Origin of the sequence: Paenibacillus sp. MB22_1 (genome assembly GCF_047200555.1) — a bacterium.
GTDB lineage: Bacteria > Bacillota > Bacilli > Paenibacillales > Paenibacillaceae > Fontibacillus > Fontibacillus phoenicis.
On sequence record NZ_JBLADV010000002.1, the window covers coordinates 347,861 to 360,382 of the forward strand.

Consider the following 12,522-nt stretch of genomic DNA (forward strand, 5'->3'; position numbering starts at 1 on the left):
CACATACGAACATTTGTTTGATATACTAGGTGCAAACGAGTGTTCGGGAGTGGTTGGCATGGCACAACAAGAAGCGATGACGTTAAAGAGATTTCAAGAGAAATTTCATTCGGAAGACGCATGCCGCGAGCATCTGTTTCAGATTCGCTGGCCGAACGGCTTCTGTTGCCCCAAATGCGAGCACGATGCGTTCTACTTTCTGGAAAGCCGTAAGCTGTATCAATGCACGCGCTGCAAGTATCAGGCTTCGGTTACCGCCGGCACCATTATGCATAAATCCCATACGCCGCTGCTGACCTGGTTCTGGGCGATTTTCCTTGTGGCGCACGATAAACGCGGCGTTTCCGCGGTTTTCCTTTCGCGCGAACTGGAAATCTCCTACCCCACAGCATGGTTAATGCTTCACAAGATTCGCAAAGCCATGGGAGATCGCGATGCCCACTACCAACTGGCCGGTTTGGTCGAACTGGATGACGCGTTCTTTGGGGCGCCGACCGAAGGCGGCAAACGCGGTCGCGGCACGGAACAAACCCCTGTACTGGCAGCCGTATCGCTGGACAGAAAAGGAGCGCCGAAATATGTGAAAATGAAGGTCATTCCGAATGTCAAAGGCAAGACGCTGGTCGATTTTGCCCGGCACCATATCGAGCCCGGTGCCACCATCAGCAGCGATGCGTACCGCTCGTATCGCAAGCTCGCGGAGGAAGGTTACGATCACCAGCCGCTCGAGTTTAACGTCAAGGAAAACCCCGATCATCTGAAATGGCTGCACACGATGATTTCCAATGCCAAAGCGTTTATTGGCGGCACCTATCATGGTCTGGCTCCCAAGCACCTGCAAGCGTATTTGGATGAATTTTGCTTCCGCACCAACCGCAGACGGTTTGAAGGCCAGTTGTTCAATCGACTGCTGACAGCCTGTGTTTCAACCGACACCATCACCTACCAGAAACTCATATCTTGACCTTAGCGGAGCTAACTTGATATTCAAATAATTTTTTTCAAATCTTCAACACCGGATTCAACCAGACGATTTCGATTCGTCTTCACATGCAGCAGGCCTTCTTTATCCTGACACAACGAATATTCGGCAGGAGTCAGAACTTTTTGCATGGTAACAATAATCATATCCCTCAAGATATCTGACTTGACAAAAACAGACCCCCGCCCGAGATAACTTTTTTCCCAATTGGTCAACGCTTTACTTATTTCCGCTTCCAGCGTTCCTTTGGTTTTATCCAAGAATTCTCCTCCTCTTCTTATAACGACCAGCTTTTCCAATGTCCTTCCGAATCAATGGATGCCAGACGTAACCAACGGTTTCGTATCTTTTGACGGAATTCTGGAACATTCCTCAACAATCGATCCACGTATTCTTCAGGCGCCTGAACGACTACAAGCAATCTTAATGGAGTATGATATAATTCCCCCTCTGTCCGCATGACGGTTTGCCAGGGAAGACCAGATAATAAATCGCTGGCATTCCCCTGCATGACGCCAATACCGGAAGTTACTGTCTGTGTGGCTTTGTCGCCGCTTCCATAGTAGTGTGGTACAACCGCAGACGCATAATACTGCAAATTGATCCATTGCGCTACCTGAACAGGCCCTGCAATAATGCTTTCAAGTATCGCTCCGTTTGTATCCTTTTGCCACTGATAATTATGAAGAAATACTCTCCCATCCAGATCACTGTTCATTGTAAGCTTGCGTTCTCCTATAATTATTGCGGCATTGCCTGCCAATCCCCATTCCGGACGCAACTCGCTCCAATCTTCCGCCAAACGTTCTGCTGCCGCTTTAGGATCATTTGAAATCAGATGAATATTGGGCAGCTTTCTTATCCTTTCAGTTTTAACCTGTTCGCTGATATCCGGCAGCACGCTTTGGACACGAATTAACGCTCTATGAGCTTCTTTTGAAAGATCGGGCATATACAACCAGTTTATCTCATCCACTGTGGTGACATGTTCGGCGGCAGCAAAAGTCGTATACTCCGGAATCAATATCCCCGTTGCTGCTAGTGCATTCCTAATTTCTCTTTCATTGCATAACTTTGCCAGTAGACGCGCATTGAAGCCTCCCGAAGCCCCTCCGCAAGCTCCGCAGTCCAGTGCGGAGGCATACGGGTTATTGGCGCTCCTGCTTCCATGACCGCAGAAGACAACCAGCGGAGCAAATTGTTCAGTAAGTCCCATAGAAACTAAGGCCTGCTTTACATAACTTGTCTTCTCCTCACACGTAAGCCTGTCAGGCCATTCAGATCGGTGATAGATTTCAAAATCAGTTTCAGGCTTGCTCATCCATGCTTCTTGAGCTTTGCGGGTCACTCTCCCCGTTGCCCGAGGCAGGATGCTGCGGAAAAACAACTGCATGCTGAACCAAGGGGCGAAGATCTCCGGCATCAACAAGCTGGTCAAGAGATTTTGCTTCATTGTCTGGAGAGCATTGTGAATGGAACTGAATAGTTGTTTCCTTCGCTGATACTTATCCGTCTCTGATTCAGTTGAAATTTCAACAACCCTTAATTCAGGTTTGCTAATTACTGGCAAGGAAGAATGAGTATGAATGGACCCAAGCTCATTCTTCTCGATCGGCAAGCCAAAGAAGCCTGCTGTTCCCAGAGTTTCGAATGGCCCAGATTGTTCAATTTTCCGTCGCAAAGGTTCTGACCGAACATCGATACAGAATACAAATTGAGCTGAAACGGGTACTGTATTTTGCTCAATGGTTAATCCTTCAGAAATTATTATTTCTCTTATACCATGTTCAAAGGTTTCTTCCCACGCTTCCAATAACAGGTGCTTTTTGGCAAAATGATCAAAACGGTATGCCAGCATAATTCGCGCTTTGATTTCTTCGACCGATAACCCTGACCATAAGTCCAACGGCATTCCTGCCCAATGAATAGCCTCGGCTAATAAGGGCTTAACAGACACATGAACTTCTTTTTCAGGCTTCAGCATTGGAAGATAAGATTGAAGCAAAGCCCATTCCATCCAAATCCGCACTGCCAAATAGTCCGTCATCAATGTATTGGGTTGGCTGTTGTGCTGTGAACGCCACAACATCGCACCTGCCCAGCCAGGCAAGGCAAGCAAATGTGCCCTCAGATAGTCTTCTGTCATGGATTCAGGAATATTTAAAGCAGACAAAGCGGCCGAAAGTGTCTCTTCGGAAGTTTCGGGCAAAAATTTCAGAAGCTTGCGCATTTCTTTCGTCAAACCCGGTTCATACCAAATGATTTTTTTCCATGCGCTGTAAAATCCTTTTTCGCGAAACGGCATCGACCAGGAAGCTTGTGATTCGTCCAAAAATAATTTACACCATTTAATTAGGTAGCGATCCAGGTGGCTAGCCAGATCGATACCTAACTGTTGTTCCAAACGTCTGGTGTATGTTTGAACTGCATCGCTTTCCGAAATACGGAACCCGGTTCGTTTTACTTTTTGGACCAAAGCTGATAACTCTGGCGCTTCTAACAATGCCTCAGGTGGTTGGTCCAGCTTAAGTGCGGCACGACAAAACTGCTCTGCCGCCTTTCTGGGCAACTCTAGAAACTGCATATCAAGCCATTTCTGCAACAGTTTTTCGATAACCTCCTCCCGAATTTCGCCTTGATTTCTAGCTTGACACAATATTGCTTCACTAGGAAAGATATCAATCCCGCATATTTGCATTTGCTGACGAGCCGTTTGCTCAAATGATTGCTCTTCTAGCCCAGCCCACGGACTGCGCGCCGCAAATCTGTGAATCGGATCAAGCGGAACTATAACTTTCAGGGCCGACTGGACAAATCCATTTATTTTCAAGCGAGAAAAATATAATTGTTTGTCTGAATTAGACGACTGGTCAAATGTAGTAACTGTATTCATCAATATTGCGTCCTCCTTCCGACTGAGGTTGAAATAGGTCTCCTGGTACGGACTTCGACCGCATTGTTTTGCGGTTCGCTTAACCGCAAAAGCCAAAGATAAACAATAACGGAAACCGGTAGTGTTCGATTGCGAATAAACCATGCAAAAAGCAGATTGCACATCACAATAACGAGCAGGAAAATAAATGCAATTGTCACAGACAATGTTGTACCTTCAGGCAACGCAGGATGCAACATCTGTTTAAATGCTTTGTGAATTACATTAAACAAGACCGCGGTTCCAGCAACCAGTATCATACCCGTTATCTTGCTGATCCAGCCGCGTCCGGAAGCTACAACTTGCATCCAGGATATAAATGCGGATAGGCCAAAAATTACAGCGCTGATCACTTGATAGGACTCCACATGTGAACTGATCCAGATTCCTGTTCCTCCTACAAGACTTATAGCTCCTCCAGCAATGATCCATAAACTTGCCGGGGACTTGGAAGCATGAGGAACACTGTCTTTAGGTTTCGCCACCGAACCGGATTGCAAAAATAGTGTCGCCTTAAACAAACCATGCAGTACTGCGTGAGCAATAGCCGCCCAATAGGAGCCTAATGCACATTGAACCAGCATAAAGCCCATCTGTGCTATAGTGGAACCTACCAGTTGCCGCTTGTAATCGACCTGAACCAACATAAATCCGGTTCCCAGCAACACAGAAAGGCTCGAAGTAATCAGAAGAATCAGCTGACTATGTTCAGTGGCCAGCGGAGCCAATCGAGTCAAGAATATTCCACCGCCATTCACAATCCCTGCATGCATTACTGCGGATATTGGCGTTGGCGCAACAGCCGAGTCCAGCAACCATCGCTGAAACGGCCACTGCGCTGCCGGAATCATAACTGAAATAAAAAGCAGCATATTCAAGAATAATCTCTCTGATGCATGAAGCTCATCCAAGCTACTTTGCGAAAGCAACGAAAACTCCCAAATTCCTGTTCTGTAGGCAATCCATAATACCGTGACCGACAACAATATCCAACTTGCTCCCAAGAGCTTACCGCTTAACGCCGCTGCGTGTCTTGTGGCAGGCCATTCTTTCCTCAACCCGATAAGCCCGGTTAGTCCCCACAAAGTCACCCCCCAACCTGCCAATAACAAGCGAAAGTCGTTACTCAGCCAGGTGACCGAAGCAGCTGCTGCAGTGATCGTCAACAGGGCAAAGTATTTACGATAAGATTGGTCCGCAAGCAAGTAGCGCATGGAGTACTTCTGAACAAAAAAGCTGATCGTGGTTACAAACCATGCCATTAGCCAGGACAAGCGATCAAAGTACCACGGACCGCAGCTTACGCCTGCAGATGATAAGACCAGCGACAGAAGCCCAATGACAGGAGGAAGTGACAAGATTCCAAGGTGAAAGGGAATATAATTTAACGGAGCTTTGAGACAGGTTATCACAAAACCGCTCAACAATGACATTCCAATAAATCCCAAAAAAAGAGTTGGAATTAGCACATACAACGTTCCTTTCAATAAAATCTTAAAATAAAAAACCGACAACTTCGGGTTCCGCGGTCTTAACGCCACGAATTCCAGAAAATTGCCGGTTTACTTTCAACTAGCTTCTTCACGCTTTTGAAAAGTCTACCTGATTCCTTAAATCTCTGGTCAAGAATTTATCTTTTCAACCCAGTCAATTAAATTAACTGTTTGCTAAAATATTCTTGAACGCTATTGACAAATATACAGTTTATAATAATTCTTATTCAGCAATCTGTCAATAATGAAAAGAACGCTGTATAGCTTTGGAAAGAATGACGCCGATATGTTATCCTTAAGATAAGTAAATAGATGTCGAGGGGAGGGATTACGCATGACAACGCAACAACTAAGGCTTCGTTGGTTAGCTGTGGTGGTATTGACGTTGGTCCTGGCGTTGTCCCTCCCTTCCTTTATTTCATCCCCCGTTCATGCAGAGTCTCGTGGGGAAGAGACGCTTGAGACCGATTATGGCCATGTGCAGAACAAGGTATCACTTCGCCTCAATAGTACACCGTCTTACGGCAAGCTGTTTATCGACAGAACCCCGCATCAACTGGATGCCGTCCCGGCCTTGATCAGCTTTATGCTGCTGGCGCCATGGGCGTGTTTCCGACCGTTATTCTGCCTGCTGTTAAAGCGGCGTCTGCTTATGCCCATCAAATTTACGAGCATGTTCGTGGCTTAACCGAAGTTGTATCGTTTTTTGATCCAGTCTCCTGCATGACCTACACGTTTTTTTTAAAACGAAATCGCATGAGGCTCATTTTGTAATACCTGAATCCGTGATAAAGGTTCTTTGAAAATTAAAGATAATTGAAGGAAAAAGCACCTCCGGTAAAGAAATTAAAAGAAAATCATAACTTTTCCAATTTCACCTGAGAGGTGCTCTATGAAGATCCAATTTGTCCGCTCGAAAGAGTTAATTCTCTCTACTCACGCCGGTCTTGCAACCGTTGGCGCTTTGCTTGCGCATACTGGACTTAGAAAGCGCCTGAATCATACAAAGATCAAAAGTATGAAAACACCGATTCATTCCCACGCCGATGTCATGAAGAGCTATCTGGGCCTGCTCTGCCAAGGCAAGAGCGACTTTGACCATATTGAGCCGTTTCGAAAAGACGATGTATTCACAATCTGCCTTCAGCTCCAAAAAGTCCCCTCCAGCCCGACTCTTCGCCAGCGTCTTGACGCCGCAGCACAGACGCCGGAATGGAACCGGATTTTACTTGAGGAATCCGCTGATCTCATTCGCAAGGTAAAGGCTCCATTAACAGGGCTGACAGCAGGTGAAAAGGCTTATGCGCCGCTGGATATCGACGTATCTCCTTTCGACAATTCCGGCACAAAGAAAGAAGGCGTATCTCGTACTTACAAAGGGACTGACGGCTATGCTCCCATCTTTGCCTACCTGGGCCAAGAAGGCTATGGCGTTAATGTGGAACTGCGTGAGGGCAGTGTGCATTGCCAGAAGGGAACAGCCGCATTTTTAGAACAGAGCATCGCATACGCCAAACGTGCAACGGACCTGCCGCTGCTCATTCGCATGGACGCTGGAAACGACAGCGCCGAAAATTTGCATGTTTGTCATCGCGAGAAAGCCGACTATATCATCAAGGCCAATCTCCGCAGAGAACCGAAGGAAATGTGGCTGCGCATTGCGGAAACGACGGGAATCGCCTGCCAGCAGCGCGAAGGAAAAGTCGAATATATCGGCGCGATAGAATTTCGCGAAAAGGGATTCGACCGCCCCCTTCGCCAAGTGTTCCACGTCATTCATCGAACGATTGATCGGGATGGACAAGTGTTGCTGTTCCCGGAAATTGAAGTGAGCGTCTATTGGACGTCGCTTCGCTGTGCCCCGTCACGAGTGATTGAGCTTTACCGCGATCATGGGACAAGTGAGCAATTCCACAGCGAAATCAAAACCGATTTGGATTTGGAGCGTCTGCCTGCAGGAAAATTCGCAACGAATGATCTCGTACTGCATGCCGGCTTGTTTGCCTATAACCTTCTTCGAATCATCGGCCAGGAGAGTCTGCGTGAGCATGACTCGCCGATTCGAAACAACGTGCAGCGTCGCCGTATTCGTACGGTTATCCAGAATATTATTTACATGGCGGCAAGATTGGTTCGACATGCGCGAGGTATTCGATTCAATTTCGGCTGCAACAGTCCGTGGTTTCCCGTTATCCGTCGTATTTACTGTGCCTTTACCTGACAGGATGGAATGTTATAGGGGTCAATAAGGCCTTGTCAGCCAAGGTCTGTTTGATCATGCGCTCCATCAGAGTGCGATCTCATTAAACAGTTTGTCAGCGTCAAAAATCGCACATTTTACAATAACAACCAGATTTTCAATCGAGCAATACAAAGCGTCACGGATTCAGGTAATACCCAAAATGGAAAATGACTCTAAAAACTGGAGGCTTGACTCAAATGAATCTCAAAGAAACAGATCTGCCAGGAATCGGTAAACAATTCGTGGTCCAGGCCCGCAGCGGCGACAAACTCTCGATCGTTATTCATAATGATGGACGGCGCGAATTATCTCATTTCGACGAGGATGATCCAGACAACAGTGTCTCTATGGTAACTTTAAATGACGATGAAGCGCGATACGTCTCTGCCATTATTAGCGGTGCGGCATATAAGCCAACAGCAATGGAGAACATTGAAGTGGCTTTAGGCGATCTGATCATTGAGTGGTATAAATTAGATTCGAACTATAAAGCGATTGGCAAAACCATCGGCGAGTTGAAAATTCGTCAGCGTTCTGGAGCGACGATCATCGCCGTAATCGAGAAGAACCACAAGAAACACATCAATCCCGGACCTGATCTGATGCTGACCTCCGAGGCGACGGTGGTCGTGCTTGGCGAACGGCTCCATCAACAGCAAATCAGACAGATCCTATTAAGCGGAAAATAATTCATTGGATCATCTCGTGCTGAAGGCGGTTTGTCCTTCGCCCTGATCGCGGCGATCCGATGATCTACCGTCCGCGATCTATCCGTTGCTTGGTATAAGAACCGCCTGCCCTTGATGATGGGTTTATCCAGTAAGGAGGGGTCGGTTTGAAACACCAGTTAAGAATTCATTCCTCCCGGAAGACCCGCGGCGGCTTCAAGACACTAATTCCGACGTTTGGCCATGCTGCCGGCGTCATCGCCGGCGCATTGCTTGCATCGGTCGGCTTAGAGCTGTTCTTGATGCCCCATAGCATTGTCGTTGGAGGAATGACCGGATTATCCGCATTGTTGGCGTTAAAGACGGAGATGCGGCTTGGATTGTTCTTGTTCTTGTTGAATCTGCCCTTGCTCTTTCTATATCGTAAAAATATCAACTGGTCCTACGGGATCTTCACAGTGCTGGGCGTATTGGTATTTTCATTGGGGACGCTTGTGCTCCATCCTTATCCTTCCCTGATTGACGAGCCGCTGCTGGCAGCGCTGATCGGGGGATTATCACTGGGACTTGGGCTTGGTTTAGCCCTGCGTTTTGGAGGGGCGCTGGACGTTGCGGAGAAAGCCGTGAAGCAGCTCCAATATGGCAGATTGTCCCCGGAGCGGATCTTGCTGATGCTGAACTGTCTGATCCTGATCGGTGCGGGCTTTCATTTTGGCTTTCTGCAGGCCCTCTATTCGGTTATCGCCTACCTGTCCGCCTTCGAAGCCGTCAAACTTCCGGTCCAAGGTGGGATCTTCACCCTAACGGTGCGGATTAAGAGCCGGCATTGCGCCGCCATCCAGGGGGAGCTGCTTCGATATCTGAACCGTTCGGCCGTTTATCGGCTGGATCCCGAAGCACCCGGGGACGAGGAAGGGATGGGCATTTTGGAATTCCAATGCCATCGGTTGGAGCGGTCCCGCTTGATTTCCATCGTCCATCAATGCGACCGCGAGAGTGAAATTACGTTTCTTCCAAGGAACTAACGAAATGAGCCGCAGGAATTTACTCCTGCGGCTCGTTCGTTTTCGGGGGTACGCGTAAATATTAAAATTCTTCGTAAACGGCAGGATCCTGGTTTCTAATCCGCCCGTCCGGACGGGATAAGCCATTGATCTGCTTCATCTCTTCCTCGTCCAATGTAAAGTCAAAGATCGTGAGGTTCTCGATCTGCCGAGCTGCAGAGGCCGATTTCGGGATGGATACAGCGCCCAGCTGATAATGCCAACGCAAAATAATTTGGGACACCGACTTGCCATGCCGTTCGGCGATTTGCCGGAGCGTCTCATGCTGCAACACCTCATTGCCATGGGCCAGCGGGCTCCAGGATTCCGTGACGATTCCGTGCGCTTCATGATATTTGCGCTGCTCGGCCTGATTAAAGAACGGATGCAGCTCAATCTGGTTTACGCTTGGCGTCACGCCCGTTTGCTCGATCAGGCGGTCCAGGTGGTCCGGCAAGAAATTGCTGACGCCGATGGAGCGGATCAGCCCCCATTTTCGGGCGTCGATTAGAGCTTGCCACGCTTCCACGTAATGCCCTTGAATCGGATTGGGCCAATGAATCAAATACAGATCGTAGTAATCCAGCTGCGCCCGGTACAACGATTCCTGGATCGCCTTGACCGCTTTATCGTACGTGTGGTAACGCCCGGGCAGCTTGGACGTGATGATCAGCTCTTCCCTCGGTACCGCAGAACGCCTTACCGCCTCACCAACCGTTCCCTCGTTCTCGTAGTTATACGCGGAATCCAGCAAACGATAGCCGGAGCGGATCGCGTGAACGATTGACTGCACACCTTCGCTGCCACGGAGCGTGTAGGTTCCCAGCCCGACCACCGGCAGCTTCAAACCGTCATTTAACGTCATTTCCGGAATGATATGACCCAAGATGAACACTCCTTTCGGATAAGTACTCTCTCAGACTATCATAATCGAATCTATATGAAAAAACGAACAGAAATCGCCGAAAGCGGCGATTTCTGCGGAATGTGTATAAAATTTCGAATAGATTTGCGTCGAAGTCGGCCCAAAACCAAGATTCTATCTGAAATATCGAATAGAATCGCTTTTTTCGGTGTGAACTGGCAAATTTTATTCGAAATATCGAATAGATTCAAATACTACGCACGATCCCATCCACGATCTTTCAGCAGCTTGATGAACAAGCCGCCAACTACCGTCCGATGCTGAAAGCCGATCTGCCGCGCCGTCTTCGTGTCGTACCAATCCGTGAACGGTACGCGGTCCGGCGTCTCGTTCAGGAATACCCAGAGCGGCTCAACGATCCGCTGGAAGTCTTCGCGCGTCTCCGCGAGCGCCCCCGCCCAGACGAGCCAGTCGGCCTTCGTATAGGCTGCCCGATTATCCAGCGGTGTGCCATACCGTTCCTGTTTCTTCTGATACCATGCCACTTCACGGCGGATGATTTCCTGATTGAACAAGCCAGTTCCGAAGATGCCGTCCCAGACGAGGTTATATTTTAGACTCCAGGTCCCCGGCTGACCAAAGGCGAGCAGTGTATGGTTCTCATCGCTCGGATCGGCGGCGAGCACTTCCCACTGGCGCGCCATTTCGGCAGAGGCTTTGCGGTAACGCTCCGCTTGTTCCTGATCGCCCAGCAGTTCGCATAACAGCCCATAGCTGGCAACGCCCATCACGGCTTTCGCTGACAGGTTCGCATTGCGTGCCAGATGCCCTGCGAAATCGTCGGTACACAATTGATGCTCCGGATCAAGCCCATGCTTCACCAGATAGTTGGACCATTGGGCGAGCAACTCACGATGCTCCTGAACGAAGCTTGTATTCCCGTCAGCCAGCGTAACTGCGGCCGCCATGACCAGCATATTGCCGCACTCCTCCACCGGCATTTGCCCCTCCAGCTTGTTCTCGCCGTAAACCTGACCGTTGGCCAGCGGATATTGACCCACGTCATGCGGAGCAAATTCAAACGTCCAGGCGTCGCTGGCGGCGTATTTGAAGATCGGACGCATCATGCCTCGGACCAGCTCCGGCTGGTACAGCAAGAACAGCGGAATTGAAGGGTAGCTCACGTCCACCGTGGCAATACAGCCGTTACTGAAGCATTCCTTCGACATGAACAGCACCTGTCCCTCAGGATCAAGGACCAGTTTATGCGCTGCAATCGCCTGCCGGTAGGATAAGGACAGGATATCGGCATATTTCTCCCCGCCGGCGCGGATTGCGTCCTCGCGCAGCTTGGCATCAAAGGAATCGCAGCGTGCAAGAACGTCCGGATAATCCCGAAACGCTTCGCTGAGCAGGGTCGAGAAGGTTTTCCCGTCTTTTCTCCAATACGCCTCCAAAGGCTGACCAAAATACTCAATCGCATATACGTCGTCATAGGCAAGAACGATTAAGTGCGTCTTCTCGTCCGTTCCGGTCACTTCACCGACATTCCACACCGAAGCCATAGCGAGCTCGGCCTCGCGAACGGGCTGTGGTTGAGAAAGCGGAGTCGAACCTTCCTTCAGGCGAATTTCACCTTCCCGAACGAATTGCTTGCGAATCTGTGCCTGATCCAGATAGGTCTCTACATCCGGCGTCTGCTTGACGGCCAGCATGAAAGTGCCCCAATCGATCCGCTGGTCATCGCCGGAGCTATGGAGCGGGTTCTGCTCGACATGTCGGACCTGCAGTACGGTGAGGTCTCCCTGCACCTCTTGTTGCCAAGTAATCGCCTGATCGGTTTCATTAACGCACCATTCCCCGGTTACGTCGACATAGACCCGCACTTGGTGGGGCTTCCCGTCGAGGGAACGCACGCGGAAAGCGACATAGGAAGCCGGCCGCGACAGCAGCTCCAGATCGTCCGGCAGCAGCGGACTTGTAAAGGTCACGTCCAGCGCAACTCCTCCCGCCTCGAACTGATAGCGGGTGGAGAGCGGCGTGACTTCAAGTCCGGTTTGGTTCATCGCCTCCGGCTCTGTATAATACCGTTCCGGGTTAGACTCGACGCGTCCGGCAAACCGCCAGGCTACGCCGTCGATATACACCAGGCCGGTGAACGCCTGCCGACGCCCGGTCCAATGGCGAGTGAAATCGTCGGTCAGACGATCAGCCATCGACCAGACGCTGAAAAAGGGATCAACGGTGACCAAAGGTACTGCCGGTGGACGCAATTTTGTGTTCATTTGTAATCTGCC

Annotated in this window: 9 protein-coding genes and 1 pseudogene; 5 read left to right on the top strand and 5 right to left on the bottom strand. The window is 49.4% G+C overall.

What is annotated here, in order from left to right:
- Positions 1–58: 58 nt before the first annotated feature.
- Entirely contained in the window at positions 59–964 is a 906-nt protein-coding gene (locus tag ACL02P_RS13305; protein WP_412836674.1) for an IS1595 family transposase, read from the top strand.
- A 26-nt stretch (positions 965–990) separates the two neighbouring features.
- Here the strand turns inward: ACL02P_RS13305 and ACL02P_RS13310 are convergent.
- The 3 genes and pseudogenes from ACL02P_RS13310 to ACL02P_RS13320 all read right to left on the bottom strand — a co-directional run.
- Positions 991–1,242: pseudogene (locus ACL02P_RS13310) on the bottom strand (DUF2294 domain-containing protein); the annotation flags it as partial.
- 17 nt (positions 1,243–1,259) lie between these two features.
- Entirely contained in the window at positions 1,260–3,881 is a 2,622-nt protein-coding gene (locus ACL02P_RS13315; RefSeq protein WP_412838248.1) for a DUF2309 domain-containing protein, read from the bottom strand.
- The gene (locus ACL02P_RS13320; RefSeq protein ID WP_412837466.1) at positions 3,875–5,428 is read right to left on the bottom strand and encodes an NADH dehydrogenase subunit 5; all 1,554 of its coding nucleotides are present in this window, start codon (positions 5,426–5,428) and stop codon (positions 3,875–3,877) included. The genes ACL02P_RS13315 and ACL02P_RS13320 overlap by 7 nt, the downstream gene beginning before the upstream one ends.
- Positions 5,429–5,741: 313 nt before the next feature.
- Here ACL02P_RS13320 and ACL02P_RS13325 point away from each other — a divergent pair, with 313 nt between their 5' ends.
- From ACL02P_RS13325 to ACL02P_RS13340, 4 genes are all read left to right on the top strand, one after another.
- Positions 5,742–6,095: a hypothetical protein gene (locus ACL02P_RS13325; RefSeq protein WP_412837467.1), complete on the top strand. Its 354-nt coding sequence runs from the start codon at positions 5,742–5,744 to the stop codon at positions 6,093–6,095.
- Positions 6,096–6,299: 204 nt separating this feature from the next.
- The gene (locus tag ACL02P_RS13330) at positions 6,300–7,628 is read left to right on the top strand and encodes an IS1380 family transposase (protein ID WP_009227150.1); all 1,329 of its coding nucleotides are present in this window, start codon (positions 6,300–6,302) and stop codon (positions 7,626–7,628) included.
- Between the two features lie 218 nt (positions 7,629–7,846).
- Positions 7,847–8,338 carry a cation:proton antiporter regulatory subunit gene (locus ACL02P_RS13335; protein ID WP_412837468.1) on the top strand — a complete coding sequence of 164 codons (492 nt, stop codon included), beginning with the start codon at positions 7,847–7,849 and terminating at the stop codon, positions 8,336–8,338.
- Positions 8,339–8,484: 146 nt separating this feature from the next.
- Positions 8,485–9,342, top strand: a complete 858-nt coding sequence (locus tag ACL02P_RS13340; RefSeq protein ID WP_412837469.1) for a YitT family protein — start codon at positions 8,485–8,487, stop codon at positions 9,340–9,342.
- Between the two features lie 61 nt (positions 9,343–9,403).
- Here ACL02P_RS13340 and ACL02P_RS13345 read toward each other — a convergent pair whose 3' ends face one another.
- Together ACL02P_RS13345 and ACL02P_RS13350 are read right to left on the bottom strand one after the other, a co-directional pair.
- Entirely contained in the window at positions 9,404–10,246 is an 843-nt protein-coding gene (locus ACL02P_RS13345; protein WP_009224699.1) for an aldo/keto reductase, read from the bottom strand.
- 233 nt (positions 10,247–10,479) lie between these two features.
- A complete protein-coding gene (locus tag ACL02P_RS13350; protein WP_412837470.1) occupies positions 10,480–12,510 on the bottom strand; it encodes a glutaminase domain-containing protein in 2,031 nt (676 codons plus the stop codon).
- Positions 12,511–12,522: the final 12 nt, after the last annotated feature.

Bases quoted from the DNA above. Each gene is read 5' to 3' on its own strand.
- ACL02P_RS13305 (WP_412836674.1), top strand. From the start codon at position 59: ATGGCACAACAAGAAGCGATGACGTTAAAGAGATTTCAAGAGAAATTT.
- ACL02P_RS13325 (WP_412837467.1), top strand. From the start codon at position 5,742: ATGACAACGCAACAACTAAGGCTTCGTTGGTTAGCTGTGGTGGTATTG.
- ACL02P_RS13330 (WP_009227150.1), top strand. From the start codon at position 6,300: ATGAAGATCCAATTTGTCCGCTCGAAAGAGTTAATTCTCTCTACTCAC.
- ACL02P_RS13335 (WP_412837468.1), top strand. From the start codon at position 7,847: ATGAATCTCAAAGAAACAGATCTGCCAGGAATCGGTAAACAATTCGTG.
- ACL02P_RS13350 (WP_412837470.1), bottom strand. From the start codon at position 12,510: ATGAACACAAAATTGCGTCCACCGGCAGTACCTTTGGTCACCGTTGAT.